The following is a 17,450-nucleotide window of genomic DNA, read 5'->3' as shown; positions in this document are numbered from 1 at the left end:
TTTTCGCCCGCGGCATGGCTGCTGCGGTTCTGATAGCACGCGGGGCCCGCATGGCTTTGTCAAAATTTGTGTGGCTCGGTGTTTTCCTCAGCGGCCGGGCGTGGAATCTTGGTTAGAGTGCTCGCGTGAATCGTTGATAAGGAGAACTCACATGAACCAGAAAGTAGCGTATGTCACAGGGGGCATGGGTGGCATCGGAACGGCCATCTGCCAGCGTTTGCACAAGGATGGTTTCAAGGTCATCGCGGGCTGCGGGCCCACGCGCGACCACGCCAAATGGCTGGCCGAGCAAAAGGCGCTGGGCTATACCTTCCATGCCTCGGTGGGCAATGTCGGCGACTGGGATTCCACCGTGGATGCCTTCACGGCCACGAAGGCCGATCACGGCACCATCGACGTGCTGGTGAACAACGCGGGCATCACGCGCGACCGCATGTTCCTCAAGATGTCGCGCGAAGACTGGGACGCGGTCATCGAAACCAACCTCAACAGCATGTTCAACGTGACCAAGCAGGTCGTGGGCGACATGGTGGAAAAAGGCTGGGGCCGCATCATCAACATCAGCAGCGTGAACGGCGAGAAGGGCCAGGCCGGCCAGACCAACTATTCCGCCGCCAAGGCCGGCATGCACGGCTTCTCGATGGCACTGGCGCAGGAACTGGCGACCAAGGGCGTGACGGTGAACACCGTGAGCCCGGGCTACATCGGCACCGACATGGTGAAAGCGATCCGTCCCGACGTGCTGGAAAAGATCGTGGCCACCGTTCCGGTCAAACGCCTGGGTGAACCGAGCGAGATCGCATCGATCATCGCCTGGCTGGCCTCGGAAGAGGGCGGCTACGCCACGGGGGCCGATTTCTCGGTCAACGGCGGCTTGCACATGGGCTGAACGGCGGATGCCGCTTTGCGCGGCACCCGTCAAGGCAACAAAAACCCCGCCGAGGCGGGGTTTTTTCAATTGGGGGGAGGAAATGTGGGAGAAGGGAAGGAGGCGCTGGCGGAGGCTGTGGTGTCGAAGTGACCTGAGCCTTCTGGGCCGAAGCGCCAGCCCTCAGAGGCGGGCCGGTGCGCGCTTGCGGTCGCGTTCGTCTTCGGGCCAGGCGGACATGATAGCGGTGGTAGTCATACGGTTATCTCCTGTGATGGATGAACAACGCCCCGCCCGGAAGGCCCGTTGACAGAAGAATGCAAAAAAACGCAACCAGTTGACGGCGATTTTTTTGCTCCTAAAAACATAGCTAATCAATGAGTCCCCATTTGACACTGAATCGGAATTCAGTGGCAATGGTTACATGGTTTTACGCTTCGCTGGCTTGAGATTCGAGAGCTTCCACCTCGGATGAAATTTCCAGCCAGCGCTCTTCGAGCTGGTCGGTTTCATCGGCACAGGCTTTCAGCCGGCGCCCGTTTTCCGCGATTTCGGCCGGCGGCAGGGGTTGGGTCAGGCGTTCCTCGATCTCGGCTTTCTCGGCGGTGAGGGCGGCCAACCGTTGGTTGACCTTCTCCAGCTCGCGCTTCAAGGGGCGGGTTTTCTCGGCCAACTGCTGCCGGGCCTGGGCACCCAGCTTGCGTTGCTCCCGGGCATCGCGCGCCACGGGCGCAGCGGCCACTGGCGCGGACGTCACCGAAGGCGCAGGGGCAACGGGGGCCGCCACCGGCGCGGCAGTCACCACCGCTGGCGCCAAGGGTGCCGACGAAGCCGCGGACTCGGCCGCCTTGGCCTGCTCGCGCAGGCGTTTGGATTCCTCCAGCAGGTAGCGCTGGTAATCGTCCAGATCGCCGTCGAACGGGCCGACCCCACCCCGTCCCACCAGCCAGAATTCATCGCACACCGCCCGCAGCAACGCCCGGTCATGGCTGACCAGCATCACGGTGCCTTCGAACTCGTTGAGCGCCATGGACAGCGCCTCGCGGGTGGCCAGGTCCAGGTGGTTGGTGGGCTCATCCAGCAGCAGCAGGTTGGGGCGCTGCCAGACGATCATCGCCAGCACCAGGCGGGCCTTTTCGCCTCCGCTCATCGTGCCGACCGATTGCTTGACCATGTCACCGGAGAAGTTGAAGCTGCCCAGGTAGCTGCGCAGGTCCTGCTCGCGGCTGGGCTCGCGGGCATTGGGGCCCAGTTCCTTGGCCAGGCGGATCATGTGCTCGAGCGGATTGTCGGAAGGCCGCAGCACGTCCAGTTCCTGCTGCGCGAAGTAGCCGATCGACAAGCCCTTGCCCTCGATGACCGAGCCGGCCAGCGGCTTCATCTCGCGCGCGATGGTCTTGACCAGCGTGGACTTGCCTTGGCCGTTCGCGCCCAGAATGCCGATGCGCTGGCCTGCCAGCACGGAGCGGCTCACGTGCCGCAGGATGGTCGTCGGCTCGCCTTCCTCGGGCGTGTACCCGAACGACGCGTCGCTGATTGCCAGCATGGGGTTGGGCAGGTTGACCGGTTCCTTGAATTCGAACGTGAATTCCGCCTCGGCCAGCAGGGGTGCGATCTTTTCCATGCGCTCCAGCGCCTTGACCCGGCTCTGCGCCTGCTTGGCCTTGCTGGCCTTGGCCTTGAAGCGGTCGATGAACTTCTGCAGGTGGGCGATCTTGTCCTGCTGCTTGGCGAACGAGGCCTGCTGCAGTTCGATCTGCTGGGCACGCAGTTCCTCGAAGCGGCTGTAGTTGCCGCCGTAGCGGTTCAGCTGGGCGTTCTCGATTTGCAGCGTGACGTTGGTGATGGCATCGAGGAATTCGCGGTCATGGCTGATCACGATCAGCGTGCCGGCGTAGCGCTTGAGCCAGGCTTCCAGCCACACCAGGGCGTCCAGGTCCAAGTGGTTGGTGGGTTCGTCGAGCAGCAGCAGGTCGCTGGGGCTCATCAGCGCCCGCGCCAACTGCAGACGCATGCGCCAGCCGCCCGAGAAGCTGTTCACGGGGTGTTCCAGTTCGGACACGCGAAACCCCAGGCCCAGGATGAGCGCCTGGGCGCGTGGCACGGCGTCGTGGTCGCCGGCATCGGCCAGGTCGGAATAGGCATGCGCGATGGCCATGCCGTCCTCGTCCTTCTCGGCCTGGACCAGGGCCTGGCGCAGTTCGGCCAGGCGCGTATCGCCGTTCAGCACGAATTCGGTGGCCGACTCCGAGGTCTCCGGCATGTTCTGCGCGACCTGGGCCATGCGCCACTGCGGCGGAATGAAGAAGTCACCGCCATCCTCGTGCAGCGTGCGGTTGAGCAGTGCGAACAGGCTGGATTTGCCCGCGCCGTTGCGCCCGACCAGGCCCACGTTCTCTCCGGGGTTGATGGTGACGGAGACGCGGTCGAGCAGGACCTTGGCGCTGCGGCGCAAGGTGACGTTTTTGAGTGTGATCATCGATAAGAACCAGCAAGGGCGTTCAAAAAACGCCCGAAGAAAAAACGGGGGCTGGATGGCAAGCACCAGCCCGGCACGCGCCGCAAACGGCGGCCCGCGCGAAGGGAGCAGGGCGCCTGGGCGCCCCCGGTCGGCGGCGCGAAATCAGGTCGGGTGTGCCACCAGTGCCTCACGGGTGATCAGCAGCACCTGGTCCTCGCCGGCGCTCGTGTCGAGCCAGAACACGGGCAGGTCCGGAAAGGCGGCCTCGAAATGGCTGCGCTCGTTGCCGATCTCCAGCACCAGCACGCCGTCTTCGCTCATACAGCCGGGCGCCTGTGCCAGCAGGCGGCGGACGAAGTCCATGCCATCCGGACCACCGGCCAGGGCCAACGCGGGCTCGGCACGGTACTCCTGGGGCAGCGCCGCCATGCTCTGGGCATTCACGTAGGGAGGGTTGCAGAGGATCAGGTCCCACGGGCCCGGCACAGCGTCCAGTCCGTCGGACTGTTGCAATGCCACGCGCTCTTGCAGGCCGTGCTTGTCCACATTGATGCGGGCCACGGCCAGCGCTTCGGGCGAGATGTCGGCCGCGGTGATCTGTACGTCCGGATAGACCATGGCCGCCAGGATGGCCAGGCTGCCGTTGCCGGTGCACAGGTCCAGCACGGCTCGCGTCTGCTCGCCCAAAAATCCGTCGATGCCTCCATCCGGTGGCGGGTTCACCAGCAGTTCGGCGATGAAGCTGCGCGGCACGATGGCCCGCTCGTCCACGTAGAACGGAACGCCTTGCAACCACGCTTCGCGCGTCAGGTAGGCCGCGGGTTTGCGGGTAGCGATGCGCTCTTCGAAGAGCGCGGCCACGCGGGCTTGATCGGCCGCAGCCACGGGTCGGGCGGAAACGGGCTCCAGGCCATCGTCCAGCGGCTCGTCCAGGGCAATGCCCAGGCGCCACAGCACCAGCCACACGGCCTCGTCGCGCGCATTGGCGGTGCCGTGCCCGAAGGCCACGCCCGAGGCCTCCAGCCGCGCGGTCCCGGAGGCGATCAGGGCGCCGACCGTGTCGCCATGCACCGGAGCCCGGGTGGTTTGCGCCGTTTCGCTCATGCGGCCGCCTGTGCGTTCAGATGCTCGAGCGTGCGGCGGTAGATGTTCTTCAGCGGCTCGATGTCGGCCACGACCACGTGCTCGTCGATCTTGTGGATGGTGGCGTTGGGCGGACCCAGTTCGATCACCTGTGGGCAGATCTGCGCGATGAACCGGCCGTCGCTGGTGCCACCGGTGGTGGACAGCTCGGTGTCCAAGCCCGTTTCATCCTGCACCGCCTGCTGCACGGCCCGCACCAGTTCGCCGGGCTCCGTGAGAAAGGGCTGCCCGCCCAAGGTCCAGGACAGGCCGTATTCGAGGCCATGGCGGTCCAGCAGCGCATGCACGCGCTGCTTCAGGCCCTCGGCCGTCGATTCGGTGGAAAAGCGGAAGTTGAAGTCGATCACCACCGCGCCGGGGATGACGTTGGTCGCGCCCGTGCCGCCGTGCATGTTGCTGATCTGCCAGCTGGTGGGCGGAAAGAAGGCGTTGCCCTCGTCCCAGCGGATGGCGGCCAGTTCAGCCAGCGCCGGCAGGGCCTGGTGGATGGGGTTGCGCGCCAGTTGCGGGTAGGCGATGTGGCCCTGCACGCCCCGCACGGTGAGCCGTCCGCTGAGGGTGCCGCGGCGGCCGTTCTTGATCATGTCGCCGGTCTTCTCGACCGACGTGGGTTCGCCCACGATGCAGTAATGCAGCGCCTCGCCACGCTCGCGCAGCCGATCGACCACGACCTTGGTGCCGTCCACCGAGGGGCCTTCTTCGTCGCTGGTGAGCAGGAACGCGATCTGCAGGTCCGGCTCGGGCGTGGCCGCCAGGAACTCTTCCACGGCGACGACGAAGGCGGCGATCGAGGTCTTCATGTCGCTCGCGCCGCGGCCATAGAGCTTGCCGCCGCGGTGCATGGGCGTGAAGGGATCGCTGCCCCATTGCTCGACGGGGCCGGTCGGCACCACATCGGTGTGGCCGGCGAATACTACGGTTTTGATAGCGCCATGCCCTAGTGCTGATTGCGCTGCGGGCCGTTTTGCCCAAAGGTTGCTGACGCGGAAGTCCTGCGGCCCGCTGTCCATGCGCTCGCATTCGAAACCGAGCGGCCGCAGGCGGTCGGCCAGCAGTTCCAGGCAGCCCGCGTCGTTCGGGGTGATGGAGGGGCGGGCAATGAGCTGTTCGGCCAGGTGCAGGGTTCGGGACATCGTTTGGGCAGGCGGTTCGGGCGAAGGAGGGCGGGGCAGGTCAGGACGGCTTGACGTCCAGCACGATCTCGGTGAAGGACGGCTGGTCTTCCTCTTCCCGCGCGGCCTCGCTCTGGGCTTTGGCGTTCTTGGAAGCCAGGGAGAAATCGTTCTGCAGCCGCCACATCAGGTTGGTGGGCGAGTCGGCATAGGCCATGCCTTCCTTGCGGTCGATGCGGCCTTCGAGGATGAGCTGGGCCAGCGCCTCCTCGAACGTCTGCGAGCCTTCGGCCATGGACTTCTCCATGGCCTCGCGCACGCCCGAGAAGTCGCCCTTCTCGATCAGGTCGCCCACCAGCTTGGTGTTGAGCATGACCTCGACGGCGGGCACGCGCTCGCCTGCCGGGGTGCGCACCAGGCGCTGCGAGACGATGGCCTTGAGCGCCGAGCCCAGGTCGCCCAGCATGGTGGGACGCACCTCGACGGGGTAGAAGCTCAAAATCCGGTTGAGCGCGTGGTAGCTGTTGTTGCCGTGCAGGGTGGCCAGGCACAGGTGCCCCGACTGCGCATAGGCGATGGCGGCGGACATGGTCTCGCGGTCGCGGATTTCGCCGATCAGGATCACGTCGGGCGCCTGGCGCAGGGCGTTTTTCAGGGCGGTCTGCAGCGACTGCGTGTCGGCGCCGATCTCGCGCTGGTTCACGATCGACTTCTTGTTGCGGAACTGGTATTCCACCGGGTCTTCCACGGTCAGGATGTGGCCGGTGAGCTGCTCGTTGCGGCTGTCGATCATCGAGGCAAGCGTGGTGCTCTTGCCCGAGCCCGTGGCGCCGACGACGAGCAGCAGACCGCGCTTTTCCAGGATGAGGTCGCTCAGCACCGGCGGCAGGTTCAGCGAGGCGAGCGGCGGAATGTGCTGCGCGATGAAGCGGATCACCACCGCGTAGCTGCCGCGCTGGCGCATGGCGCTCACGCGAAAGCGCCCGACGCCGGTGAGCGGCACGCCCATGTTGAGTTCGCCGGTTTCCTCCAGCTCCTCAATGCGGTCGGGCGGGACGATCTCGGCCAGCAGGTTCTTCGGCGCGTCGGCCGGAAGCACCTGGCTGTTGATCGGCACGCACTCGCCGTTGATCTTGATCAGCGCCGGCGCGTTGGCCGACAGGTACACGTCCGACGCCCGCTTTTCGGCCATCAGTCGAAGAATCCGTTCCATCGTGCTCATGGGGATTGCTCTTTCGTTCGTCGGGTGCGGGTCGCGGGTGGACGGGCGGATCAGATCTGGGGCGGTGCGGCGTGCGGTGCGGTCAGTCGCGCAGCAGGTCGTTCAGGCTGGTGGTGGAGCGGGTCTTGGCATCCACCTTCTTGACGATGATGGCGGCGTACATGCTGTAGCGGCCATTGTCCTTGGGCAGGTTGCCGCTCACCACGACCGAGCCGGCCGGCACGCGGCCGAAGCTGGTCTCGCCGGTGGCGCGGTCGTAGATGGGGGTGCTCTGGCCGATGTACACGCCCATCGAGATGACGGAGTTCTCTTCCACGATCACGCCTTCGACGATCTCCGAACGAGCGCCGATGAAGCAGTTGTCCTCGATGATGGTCGGGTTGGCCTGCAGCGGCTCCAGCACGCCGCCCAGCCCCACGCCACCGGACAGGTGGACGTTCTTGCCCACCTGGGCGCAGCTGCCCACGGTGGCCCAGGTATCGACCATGGTGCCTTCGTCCACGTAGGCGCCGATGTTCACGTAGCTGGGCATCAGGATGGCGCCCTTGGCGATGTAGCTGCCGCGCCGCGCCACGGCGGGGGGCACCACGCGCACGCCGGTGGCGGCCATTTCCTGGGCCGACAGGTGGCCGAACTTCGTGGGCACCTTGTCGTAGAAGCCCAGTTCGCCGGCCTTCATGATTTCGTTGTCCTTGAGGCGGAACGACAGCAGCACGGCCTTCTTGATCCACTGGTGCACCGTCCACTGGCCCACGCCTTCGCGCGTGGCCACGCGCAGCTTGCCGTTGTTCAGCTCGGCGATCACGTGTTCCACGGCATCCTGCACCTCCTTGGGGGCCGCGGCGGGCGAGAGGCTGGCGCGGTTGTCCCAGGCGTTGTCGATGAGGGTCTGAAGTTGTTGGGTCATGGGTCGGTTCAGGGATGGGATTGGATGAATTGCACGATGCGCTGGGCTGCCTCCACGCATTCTTCGGCTTCGGCCACCAGGGCCATGCGGATGCGTTGCGCGCCAGGGTTGACGCCGCCGGCCTCGCGGGCGAGGTAGCTGCCGGGCAGCACCGTCACATTGTATTGAGCGAGCAGTTCGCGGGCGAACTGCGCATCGGTCAGGCCCAGGGCGTCGGGCACGCGGGCCCAGAGGTAGAAGCCCGCGTCGGGCAGCGCCACGTCCATCACGCGGGCCAGCAGCGGCGTGACCTCTTCGAACTTGCGGCGGTAGAGCGCGCGGTTCTCGTTCACGTGCTGCTCGTCGTTCCAGGCTGCGATGCTCGCGCCCTGCACGGCCGGGCCCATGGCGCTGCCATGGTAGGTGCGGTAGAGCAGGAAGGCCTGGATCAGCCGGGCATCGCCCGCCACGAAGCCGCTGCGCAGGCCGGGCACGTTGCTGCGCTTGGACAGGCTGGTGAAGGCGATCAGGTTGCGGAAGTCGGCGCGGCCGAGCTGGGCCGCGGCCTCCAGCCCGCCCAACGGCGGCTCGCCCTGGAAGTAGATCTCGCTGTAGCACTCGTCCGAGGCGATGACGAAGCCGTGGCGGTCGCTCAGCTCGAAGAGCTTTTGCCATTCGGCCAGCGGCATGACCGCTCCCGTGGGGTTGCCGGGGGAGCACACGAAGAGCAACTGCGTGTTCTGCCAGACGCTCTCGGGCACGCTGTCCCAGTCCACGGCGAAGTTGCGGGCCGGGTCGCTGGGCGCGTAGTAGGGCGTGGCGCCCGACAGCAGCGCCGCGCCTTCGTAGATTTGATAGAAGGGATTGGGGCAAACCACCGTTGCGCCCGCGCGCGTTGGGTCGATGATGGTCTGCGCGAAGGCGAACAGCGCCTCGCGCGATCCGTTGATGGGCAGCACCTGGGTGGCGGCATCCACCGCCAGGCCGTAGCGCCGCTGCATCCAGTCGGCGCAGGCCTGGCGAAGGCGTGGCTCGCCGGCCGTGGCAGGGTAGCTGGCCAGGCCCGACAGGCTTTGGGTGAGCGCTTCCTTGATGAAGGCGGGCGTGGGGTGGCGGGGTTCCCCCATGCCGAGGCTGATGGCGCGGTGCGACGCCGGGGGCGTGACCCCCGCGAAGAGCTGTCGCAGCCGCTCGAATGGGTAGGGCTGCAGGTGGGAGAGCAGGGGATTCATGGGCCGCCATTATGGTGGATGGAGCGCGGTCTTCCGCCGGGCACGCGCCCACCAGCAGTGGCCCGGGGACGGCTCGGGCAGGGCGGTGGTGGCGGGCCGGCGCGCACCGTGTTCGTCGCCGTAAGCGCCGTTTCGCGCTTGGCGTGTGTCAATCGTGCGTAAGTCGCAGCCTCTAGCATTCGCGCACTAAAAGCGCTTGGGGAGACATCGGAATGGGTTCATTTTCGCCAATGGGGCCGGGCGTGCGGCTGATGCGCCGCCTGGCGTTGCCCGCCAAGATGGCGCTGCTGTCGGGCACCGCGTTGGCATCGATGCTGGCCGTGGCGCTGGCCACACAGGGCCGGTGGTGGTGGTTCGCTGCCGGAAGCGTCCTGGTCGCCTACCTGGCGGCGGCGATGCACCGCGGCATGGCGGACGACCTCGCGGTGCTGGCCCATGCCATGGACAGCGCGGCGCGCGGCGACCTGGGGGCGCGGCCGCGCATCGCGGGGCAGGACGAAATGGCCCGACTGGGTGGCCTGCTGGAGCGCATGGTGCTCATGCTGTCGTCGATGGTGGCCGACATCCGCAGCAATGCCGCGCTGGTGGCGCATGCCGGCGAGAGCCTGGCCGCGGACAACCGGGCGCTGGCCGAGCGCACCGAGCAGCAGGCCGCCAATCTGGAGCAGACCGCCGCGAGCGTCGAACAACTGTCCTCCGCCGTGCAGCAGAACGCCGAAACCGCCCGCTCGGCGGACCAGCAGGCGGCCCAGGTGCGCACCTCGGCCGATGCGGGCGCGCAGGCCATGGGCCGGGCGGTGCAGTCGGTCGAGGCCATCCAGCAGGGGGCCAGCCGCATGGCCGAGATCACGGCGGTGATCGACGGCATTGCCTTCCAGACCAACATCCTGGCGCTGAACGCGGCGGTGGAGGCGGCCCGCGCGGGTGAGCAGGGCCGGGGATTCGCCGTGGTGGCGTCCGAAGTGCGCTCGCTGGCCGGGCGATCGGGCGCGGCGGCGCGCGAGATCCGCGACCTCATCGGCGACTCGGTGCGCCAGGTGGAGACCAGCGCGCAACTGATCCGGGCGGCGGGCTCGGGCATCGCCGAGATGGCGGGCGGCGTGCGCAGCGTGGCCGCCAACGTGAGCGAGATATCGGCCTCCAGCGCCGAGCAGAGCACCGGCCTCAGCGAAATCAGCGCCGCCGTGCAGCAGCTCGACCAGATCACCCAGCGCAACGCCCAGATGGTGGGCCAGGCCGTGCACCAGGCCGAGGCGCTGGAACACCGCGCCTCCACGCTCTCGCGGGCGGTGATGTCGTTCCGCCTGCAGCAGGGCACGGCCGACGAGGCCAAGGCGCTGGTGGAGCGGGCTGCGGCCCTGGCGCGCACGGCGCCGCAGGCCAGCCTGCTGCGCACGCTGACGGACCCGGCCCAGCCTTTCCACGACCGGGACATGTATGTGTTCGCGCTGCGTCCGGACGGCACCTACCTGGCCTTCGGTGGCAATCCGGCCAAGGTCGGGTCCCGCGTGCAGGACATTCCCGGCATCGACGGCGCGGCGCTGATGGCGTCCATCGCGGGCCAGGCCGAGCAGGGGCCGGGGTGGGTGGAGTACAACATCACCAACCCGGCCACCGGCCGGGTGCAGACCAAGATGTCGTTCGTGTGCAAGGCCGGGGAGATCTACCTGGGCTGCGGCGTCTACAAGTCGCTCATCGCTGCGGCCTGACCCTGGTCGGGCGCTTCCACCCGCAGGAGAAAAGGGCGGCGAGCCAGCGTTGCCGGCGCTCGCGTCAGCCGGTGGAACGCCTGGCGCGGGCCCGGGCCATGGCGGCGGCGATGGCGGCCTGCTTGGCATCTCCGGGCGGCTCCGAGGATGCGGCCGCCCCTGCGTCGGCTGAGGCCGTAGCGGGCTCTGGGGTCGGCAGCAAGGCGGGTGCCGCCTGTGCGTCACGGGCCAGCCGCTGGGTGCGGGCCGCGTAGCGGTCCCGGGCGTGCCCGGCCTGTGCCGCGGACCAGGCGGTCCACCCGGTCGCGCTGCCGCTGGCGTTCTCCAGCACGATGCAATCGACCGGGCACACGGGAATGCACAGTTCGCAGCCCGTGCAATGGTCCTCGATCACTGTGTGCATCTGCTTGTTGGCCCCCAGGATCGCGTCCGTGGGGCAGGCCTTGAGGCACAGCGTGCAGCCGATGCACCAGGCCTCGTCGATGAATGCCACGGCGCGCGGCCCTTCGGTGCCGTGGTCGGGCGAGAGCGGCTGCACCGGCCTCTGCGTGAGGGCGGCCAGGCGTTCCACGCCCTCGGCGCCACCGGGCGGGCATTGGTTGATGCCGGCCTCTGCCGTGGCGACCGCCAGGGCATAGGCCGCGCAATCGGGGTAGCCGCAGCGGGTGCACTGCGTCTGCGGCAGCACCGCATCGATGCGCGCCGCGAGCGCGCGGACGGTGTCCGCGGCGGGGGTCAAGCCTTGCGGGGCGCGCGCTTGGCGCGCGGCGCGCTGGCGGCGGCCGTGGCCGCTGCCTTCAGCCCGGCCGTGTCCGCGTGCACGGCCGCCGCAGCGCCGGTGCGGCGGCGCGGTGCGTCGTCGCTGGGCAGGGGCGTGGTGCCGGTGTCGGCCACGTGGGCGGGCTCATGGGCCAGGATGAAGTCGCGCACCTGGGGGTACACCAGATCGCGCCAGCGGCGGCCGCTGAAGATGCCGTAGTGGCCCGCACCCTTCACTTCGTAGTGGCTGCGGTTCTTCTGGGCGATGCCGGTGCACAGGCTGTGCGCGGCCTCGGTCTGGCCGGAGCCGGAGATGTCGTCCAGCTCGCCTTCGACGGTGAGCAGCGCGGTGGTGTGGATGTCCTGCGGGCGCACGCGCTCGGGCTGGCCCTCGGGGGCGCGCACATCCCAGGTGCCGTGCACCAGGCTGTAGTCCTGGAAGACGGTCTTGATGGTCTCCAGGTAGTAGTCCGCGTCCATGTCCAGCACGGCGTTGTATTCGTCGTAGAACTTGCGGTGGGCCTCGGCGCTGGCGTCGTCGCCCTTGATGAGGTCCTTGAAATAGTCGTAGTGGCTGGTGGCGTGGCGGTCGGGGTTCATCGCCACGAAGCCGGTGTGCTGCAGGAAGCCGGGGTACACGCGCCGGCCCGCGCCGGGGAAGCTGTCGGGCACGCGGTAGATCACGTTGTTCTCGAACCACTCGTAGCTGCGGTTCGTGGCCAGGTTGTTCACCGCGGTGGGGGATTTGCGCGCGTCGATGGGCCCGCCCATCATGGTCATGGACAGCGGCGTGGTCTCGCCGCGGCTGGCCATGAGCGACACGGCAGCCAGCACCGGCACCGTGGGCTGGCACACGCTGACCACGTGGCAGTTGCCGTAGCGCGACTGCAGGTGGCGGATGAACTCCTGCACGTAGTTCACATAGTCATCCAGATGGAAGGCGCCGTCGGCGAGCGGCACGAGGCGGGCATTCTTCCAGTCGGTGATGTAGACCTTGTGGCCCTGCAGCATGGTGCGCACGGTGTCGCGCAGCAGCGTGGCGTAGTGGCCCGACAACGGTGCCACGATCAGCACGGCGGGCTGCTGCTTGATGTGGGTGAGGGTGGCGGGGTCGTCCGAGAAGCGCTTGAAGCGGCGCAGCTCGCAAAAGGGCTTGTCGATCTCCACCCGTTCGTGGATGGCGACATCGGTGCCCTTCACGCTGACGGTGTGGATGCCGAACACCGGCTTCTCGTAATCCTTGCCCAGGCGGTACAGCAGGTCGTAGCCCGCCGACATGCGCTGGGCGAAGACCGTCTGGCTGAAGGGGGACACGGGGTTGCTGTAGAGCTTGGAGGCGGTCTGGGCAAAGTCCGCGAACGGCTCCATGAGCGAACGCTGGGTTTCGTAGATGTTGTAAAGCATTTGGCGCGAAACTCCGGATATGTTGCAGTGCAATATAGCAGTACAACGCAACCCCTGTATGGCGTGAAAGTACTGACAACGAGTCACCTATGCGACAAATGGAAACAATTGTCGCGTGACGGAAGGCTGTTTGTTTGCTATTAAAAATATAGCACTATGCCCTAGTGATGATTGCGCTGAGGGCTGCTTTAGTGGTCGGTGCCGGAACGCGTCGTCAGGCTTGTTCTTTCAGCCACGCCTCGAACGCCTCGCGCGAACTGTTGCGCAGGGCCCGGCGGAACGTGGTGCGGTCGCCCAGGTAAAGGCAGTGCCGGATGACGGTGTAGGCGTTGAAGCTGCCCTGAGGGTTGTGGTCCTCGAAGTGCTGCTTGTAGCGTTTGACGGTGCCGATGGTGGCCCGCATCAGGGTATTGAAGCGAGCGCGTGTGATGGTGGGCGACCACGCGCGGATGTCCTCCACGAACAAGTCCACCTTGTGCGGCTCGAAGTCCTGGTCCTTGAAGAAGTGGTTCGCGATCTTGAGGAACGTGAACGCATTGAGCTCGCTGCCAGGCGCCTGCGCCTGCTCGGCGGGGGCCGACTCCAGGTCGGAGCCCTCGTCGGGTTCGGCGGTTTCGTCAGGTGCCTGCCGCAGTTCGGCCTCGGTCGCGTCGCGGATCTGCAGGAACTCGCGGTCGGCCAGCTCGAACAGGGCCGACAGCACGTTGATGCGCCGCTTGAGCTGCCCGGGGATCGATTTCTTGTACTTGATCTTGTGGTCCAGCACGCTCCAGGAGTCCTGGATGATCGTGCGCACCTGCAGCTCGAACGGCTGGTGGGCATAGGCCGCGTGTTCGGCCAGGGCCGCCTGGGTCGGCGTCAGCCGCAGGTCCAGGTGCAGGCCCTTGTAGCCGAAGGAGTCCTCGGTGCTCTCCACCGCCGTCACCTTGTCGGTCACGTCGATCACGTCGAAGTGCGATCGCACGGCCTGCGCCACCTTTTCCAGCTCGTCCTCGTACAGGCACACCACCCGCACGCCGATCAGGTCGGTGATGTAGGGGCGGATCTCGTAGGGGGTATTGCTTTCTTCCAGCGCCGCACGGTACTTGCGCGAGAACTTGTTCACGCATTCGCGGCGGTCCTTCACGCGCCCCTCGACCTTGGTGATGTCCAGGTGGGGCGTGCGCGAGAGGATGGCCTGCAGCAGCGCCATATAGGAGGCGCAGGCGTACTGCAGCGCAGGCAGTTCCTGGGCATAGGCGGCTTCGAAGCCTTTTTCTTCCCGGGAGAAATCGAGCGAGGGCATGGGCAAAAGAAACGGTGCTTGAGGGCGATGGCCTCCAGGGCGGGCCAGCGTCCGAGCCGCCATCGTAGTCCAACTGCATTGCCCGGGCCCGGTGCACGGAACGGCGCCGGCCGTGTCGGCCGGATTTACCGTGTGGCTGCCAGTTCGGCCGAGGCGTCCAGGGCGGCCGGGGTGTCCGAAGGCGCGCCGCGCTGCGGCGCCTGCGCCAGGGCCATCACCTCGTGCGCGGGCAGGCCCTTCAACCGGTGGTCGCTCCACACCTGCCGCCAGCGCCGCGCGCCCGGCAGGCCGTGGCGCAGCCCCAGCATGTGGCGGGCGATCGAATACCAGTGGGTGCCGTGCAGTGCCGCCTCGCGTGCCATGTAGTCCACCATGGCGGCCTCGACCCCCTCGCGTGTGAGGATGTTGTCAGCGGCGCCGAAATAGAGCGCGTCCCAGCGCGCGAGCCACCAGGGGTTGTGGTACGCCTCGCGCCCCACCATGGCGCCATCGACCCGGCCCAGCGCATCGGCTACGGCCTCGTCGGTGGCCAGGCCGCCGTTCAAGGCGATGGTGAGGTGCGGAAAATCCGCCTTCAGGCGTTGCACCACGTCGTACCGCAGCGGCGGAATCTCGCGGTTTTCCTTGGGCGACAGGCCCTTGAGCCAGGCGTTGCGCGCATGGACGATGAACACGTTGCAGCCCGCATCCGCCACGGTGCCGATGAAGTCGCGCACGAAGCCGTAGTGTTCGCTCTGGTCGATGCCGATGCGGTGCTTGACCGTGACCGGCACGTCCACCACATCGACCATGGCCTTCACGCCGTCGGCCACCAGTTGCGGCTCGTTCATGAGGCAGGCGCCGAAAGCGCCGCGCTGCACCCGCTCGCTGGGGCAGCCGCAGTTGAGGTTGATCTCGCCGTAACCCCACTGCGCACCCAGCCGCGCGGCCTGGGCCAGATCGGCCGGCTCGCTGCCGCCCAGTTGCAGGGCCACCGGGTGCTCCTCGGCGTTGAAGCGCAGGTGCCGCTCCACGTCGCCGTGGATCAGCGCGCCGGTCGTCACCATCTCGGTGTAGAGCAGCGCATGGCGGCTCAGCAGGCGGTGCAGGTAGCGGCAGTGGCGGTCGGTCCAGTCCATCATGGGCGCGACGGACAGGCGCCAGGGGCTGTGGGGTGCGTTGGACATGGGCACGGGCAGAAAAAAGCGGCAGGCGGAGGGGAGACAGGGCAGGGGGAAGGGCAGGGCGCATTATCCCATCGGGCCCGGGAAGACGGATTCGAAGGGAAATGTGCCCATGCCGGCGGATTGATTGCCTGTGTTGCTATGTAATCAGGAGCAAGCGGCAGCGCCTTCAGTCGCCGGCGCCCCGCCGGTCGATCTTGCGGCTGAGCACGATGCTGGTCTGCGTCTGGTGCACGCCCTCCAACTGGCCGATGCGGTCGAGCAGCGCATCGAGCTGTTCATGGCTGGTGCAGCGCAGGAACACGAGGTAGTCGAACGCACCGCTCACGGCCGAGACCTCTTCCACCTCGGGCAGCGCACCGAGCATGCGCAGCACCGCCGGCGAGGCCTTGGGCAGCACGCTCAGGCTGCACCAGGCGCGCACGGCCTGCGCCTGCAGCGGCGCGCCCAGCCGCACGCCGTAGCCAGCCACGATGCCTTCGCGCTCCAACCGGGCGATGCGCGCGACGACGGTGGTGCGCGCCAGGCCCAGGCGGCGAGCAAGCAGCGCGGTGCTTTCGCGCGCGTTGGCCTGCAGCAGGCTGAGCAGGCGGCGATCGGTGTCGTCCATTTCGGTGGCCATGGCGGGTCCTTTGGAGCTTGGGATGCGAATGCGTCAGGCATTTTCGCCGGTTCGGCGAATATTTTGGGAAAATGTGACGTTTTGCACGCTACACATCGACAGCATCGGCACCTAGCATGGCTGCATTCATCCCTTCATCACAACCCCCTGAGGAGACCGCCATGCTTTCCACCCCATCGACCCATCGCATCGCCATACTGGGCGCGGGCCACATCGGTTTTGCCATGGCCGTGCTGCTGCAGGAGGTGGGCGAATACCGGATCACCGTGGCCGACCGGGACCCCGAGGCGCTGGCCCGGGTGGCGGCGCTGGGCGTCGGCACCGTGCTGCTGCAGGACGATGGCGCCCTGGAGGCGGCCGTCGCCGGGCAGTTCGCCGTATTGAATGCGTTGCCGTTCCACCGCGCCGTGCCGGTGGCCACGCTGTGCGCCCGCCACGGGGTGCATTATTTCGACCTGACCGAAGACGTGCGCAGCACGCAGGCGATCCGCGCCCTGGCGCAGGACGCCCGCAGCGTGCTGATGCCGCAGTGCGGGCTGGCACCAGGCTTCATCGGCGTGGTGGGCAACGATCTGGCGCAGCGCTTCGACACACTGCACGACCTGCGCATGCGCGTGGGTGCGTTGCCGCGCTACCCGCTGGGCGCGCTGCGCTACAACCTGACGTGGAGCACCGAAGGCCTCATCAACGAATACTGCAACCCCTGCGAAGCCATCGTGGACGGCCAGCCCACCACCGTGGCGGCGCTGGACGGGCTGGAGACCTTCGCGCTCGACGGGGTGGAGTACGAGGCCTTCAACACTTCGGGCGGGCTGGGCACCCTGCCCGAAACCTGGGCCGGCAGGGCCCGCCGCATGGATTACCAGTCGATCCGCTATCCGGGGCACTGCGCCATCCTGAAGCTGCTGCTGAACGACCTGCGCCTGCGCGACCGGCGTGACCTGCTCAAGGACATTTTCGAGGCCGCCATTCCGGCCACCGAGCAGGACGTGATCGTGGTCTTCGCCAGTGCAGCGGGCCTGCGCGGCGGGCGGCTGGTGCAGGATGCCTATTCGGCACGCATCGTCGGCGCCACGGTACGCGGGCATGCGCTGAATGCCATCCAGCTGACCACGGCGGCCAGCATCTGCGCGGCGCTGGATCTGGTGGTGCAGGGGCGGCTGCCGCAGTCGGGGTTCATCCGGCAGGAGCAGATCGCGCTGGGGGATTTCCTGGGCAATCGCTTCGGCCGGGCCTATCGCGATCACGCGCTGGCGCAGGCGGAAGGGGTGGCTGCCGCCTGAACCGGGGCGAAGATGGACCGGGCACGGGGAGGGCTGCGCGGTTCGCGGGACGGCATCTCGGTTCGCCCACGGTCGCGCCGGACCGCGGCGTGCGCAGTGGAATACCGGCCTCGGTTTCCACCCCCATTCCATGCGCCGGTGCCAGGGTCTGCGCCCAACCCCCCGCCCGCGTGCGTCACCCGCGCACCTCTGATCGATGACCACGGCATTTTTCCGACAGCCCCTTCCAGCGACGGCGCCGCCGCATTCCGTGGGCGTCCCCAGCCGGCCAGGCCATCCGGCCGGTGTCCCGGTGCGCGTC

Annotated in this window: 14 protein-coding genes; 3 read left to right on the top strand and 11 right to left on the bottom strand. The window is 67.5% G+C overall.

Translation table 11 applies throughout. The features are described 5' to 3' along the window. Positions 1–151: 151 nt before the first annotated feature. Positions 152–889 (top strand): acetoacetyl-CoA reductase, encoded by a 738-nt coding sequence (gene phbB, locus AVAK2825_RS14085; protein ID WP_272569516.1) that lies wholly within the window; start codon positions 152–154, stop codon positions 887–889. Positions 890–1,298: 409 nt separating this feature from the next. Here phbB and AVAK2825_RS14080 read toward each other — a convergent pair whose 3' ends face one another. The 6 genes from AVAK2825_RS14080 to dapC form a co-directional block, all read right to left on the bottom strand. Then, on the bottom strand, positions 1,299–3,347 hold the full coding sequence (locus AVAK2825_RS14080; protein WP_284399778.1) for an ABC-F family ATP-binding cassette domain-containing protein: 2,049 nt from the start codon (positions 3,345–3,347) through the stop codon (positions 1,299–1,301). A 144-nt stretch (positions 3,348–3,491) separates the two neighbouring features. Then, positions 3,492–4,433, bottom strand: coding sequence for a 50S ribosomal protein L3 N(5)-glutamine methyltransferase (gene prmB / locus AVAK2825_RS14075; protein ID WP_284399776.1), 942 nt, complete (start codon positions 4,431–4,433; stop codon positions 3,492–3,494). Then, positions 4,430–5,605, bottom strand: coding sequence for a succinyl-diaminopimelate desuccinylase (gene dapE / locus AVAK2825_RS14070; RefSeq protein ID WP_284399774.1), 1,176 nt, complete (start codon positions 5,603–5,605; stop codon positions 4,430–4,432). The genes prmB and dapE overlap by 4 nt, the downstream gene beginning before the upstream one ends. A 40-nt stretch (positions 5,606–5,645) precedes the next feature. Further along, positions 5,646–6,806 carry a PilT/PilU family type 4a pilus ATPase gene (locus AVAK2825_RS14065; protein ID WP_092745801.1) on the bottom strand — a complete coding sequence of 387 codons (1,161 nt, stop codon included), beginning with the start codon at positions 6,804–6,806 and terminating at the stop codon, positions 5,646–5,648. An 82-nt stretch (positions 6,807–6,888) separates the two neighbouring features. Continuing rightward, a complete protein-coding gene (gene dapD / locus AVAK2825_RS14060) occupies positions 6,889–7,713 on the bottom strand; it encodes a 2,3,4,5-tetrahydropyridine-2,6-dicarboxylate N-succinyltransferase (protein WP_272569511.1) in 825 nt (274 codons plus the stop codon). Positions 7,714–7,721: 8 nt separating this feature from the next. Next, on the bottom strand, positions 7,722–8,924 hold the full coding sequence (gene dapC / locus AVAK2825_RS14055; RefSeq protein ID WP_284399763.1) for a succinyldiaminopimelate transaminase: 1,203 nt from the start codon (positions 8,922–8,924) through the stop codon (positions 7,722–7,724). Between the two features lie 212 nt (positions 8,925–9,136). Between dapC and AVAK2825_RS14050 the strand changes: the two genes are divergently transcribed. Then, positions 9,137–10,633 carry a methyl-accepting chemotaxis protein gene (locus tag AVAK2825_RS14050; RefSeq protein WP_284399760.1) on the top strand — a complete coding sequence of 499 codons (1,497 nt, stop codon included), beginning with the start codon at positions 9,137–9,139 and terminating at the stop codon, positions 10,631–10,633. 64 nt (positions 10,634–10,697) lie between these two features. Here AVAK2825_RS14050 and rsxB read toward each other — a convergent pair whose 3' ends face one another. From rsxB to AVAK2825_RS14025, 5 genes are all read right to left on the bottom strand, one after another. Beyond that, the gene (rsxB, locus tag AVAK2825_RS14045) at positions 10,698–11,372 is read right to left on the bottom strand and encodes an electron transport complex subunit RsxB (RefSeq protein ID WP_284399757.1); all 675 of its coding nucleotides are present in this window, start codon (positions 11,370–11,372) and stop codon (positions 10,698–10,700) included. Continuing rightward, on the bottom strand, positions 11,369–12,796 hold the full coding sequence (locus tag AVAK2825_RS14040; protein ID WP_284399755.1) for a polyhydroxyalkanoate depolymerase: 1,428 nt from the start codon (positions 12,794–12,796) through the stop codon (positions 11,369–11,371). The genes rsxB and AVAK2825_RS14040 overlap by 4 nt, the downstream gene beginning before the upstream one ends. 214 nt (positions 12,797–13,010) lie before the next feature. Then, positions 13,011–14,081, bottom strand: a complete 1,071-nt coding sequence (locus tag AVAK2825_RS14035) for a GTP pyrophosphokinase (protein ID WP_284399750.1) — start codon at positions 14,079–14,081, stop codon at positions 13,011–13,013. 125 nt (positions 14,082–14,206) lie between these two features. Further along, positions 14,207–15,202 (bottom strand): tRNA dihydrouridine(20/20a) synthase DusA, encoded by a 996-nt coding sequence (dusA, locus tag AVAK2825_RS14030; protein WP_284400100.1) that lies wholly within the window; start codon positions 15,200–15,202, stop codon positions 14,207–14,209. A gap of 211 nt (positions 15,203–15,413) precedes the next feature. Beyond that, positions 15,414–15,866 (bottom strand): Lrp/AsnC family transcriptional regulator, encoded by a 453-nt coding sequence (locus AVAK2825_RS14025; protein WP_272569505.1) that lies wholly within the window; start codon positions 15,864–15,866, stop codon positions 15,414–15,416. Between the two features lie 161 nt (positions 15,867–16,027). Here AVAK2825_RS14025 and AVAK2825_RS14020 point away from each other — a divergent pair, with 161 nt between their 5' ends. Beyond that, positions 16,028–17,149 (top strand): saccharopine dehydrogenase family protein, encoded by a 1,122-nt coding sequence (locus AVAK2825_RS14020; protein WP_284399742.1) that lies wholly within the window; start codon positions 16,028–16,030, stop codon positions 17,147–17,149. Positions 17,150–17,450 lie beyond the last annotated feature (301 nt).

Origin of the sequence: Acidovorax sp. SUPP2825, assembly GCF_030158995.1 — a bacterium.
Classification (GTDB): domain Bacteria; phylum Pseudomonadota; class Gammaproteobacteria; order Burkholderiales; family Burkholderiaceae_C; genus Paracidovorax.
Note: the sequence above shows the minus strand (reverse complement) of the source record. Positions and strands in the feature narration are given on the sequence as shown.

Bases quoted from the DNA above. Each gene is read 5' to 3' on its own strand.
- AVAK2825_RS14035 (WP_284399750.1), bottom strand. From the start codon at position 14,081: ATGCCCTCGCTCGATTTCTCCCGGGAAGAAAAAGGCTTCGAAGCCGCC.
- dusA (WP_284400100.1), bottom strand. From the start codon at position 15,202: ATGATGGACTGGACCGACCGCCACTGCCGCTACCTGCACCGCCTGCTG.
- AVAK2825_RS14020 (WP_284399742.1), top strand. From the start codon at position 16,028: ATGCTTTCCACCCCATCGACCCATCGCATCGCCATACTGGGCGCGGGC.
- AVAK2825_RS14050 (WP_284399760.1), top strand. From the start codon at position 9,137: ATGGGTTCATTTTCGCCAATGGGGCCGGGCGTGCGGCTGATGCGCCGC.
- AVAK2825_RS14065 (WP_092745801.1), bottom strand. From the start codon at position 6,806: ATGAGCACGATGGAACGGATTCTTCGACTGATGGCCGAAAAGCGGGCG.
- AVAK2825_RS14025 (WP_272569505.1), bottom strand. From the start codon at position 15,866: ATGGCCACCGAAATGGACGACACCGATCGCCGCCTGCTCAGCCTGCTG.
- AVAK2825_RS14080 (WP_284399778.1), bottom strand. From the start codon at position 3,347: ATGATCACACTCAAAAACGTCACCTTGCGCCGCAGCGCCAAGGTCCTG.
- AVAK2825_RS14040 (WP_284399755.1), bottom strand. From the start codon at position 12,796: ATGCTTTACAACATCTACGAAACCCAGCGTTCGCTCATGGAGCCGTTC.
- dapE (WP_284399774.1), bottom strand. From the start codon at position 5,605: ATGTCCCGAACCCTGCACCTGGCCGAACAGCTCATTGCCCGCCCCTCC.
- dapC (WP_284399763.1), bottom strand. From the start codon at position 8,924: ATGAATCCCCTGCTCTCCCACCTGCAGCCCTACCCATTCGAGCGGCTG.
- dapD (WP_272569511.1), bottom strand. From the start codon at position 7,713: ATGACCCAACAACTTCAGACCCTCATCGACAACGCCTGGGACAACCGC.
- prmB (WP_284399776.1), bottom strand. From the start codon at position 4,433: ATGAGCGAAACGGCGCAAACCACCCGGGCTCCGGTGCATGGCGACACG.
- phbB (WP_272569516.1), top strand. From the start codon at position 152: ATGAACCAGAAAGTAGCGTATGTCACAGGGGGCATGGGTGGCATCGGA.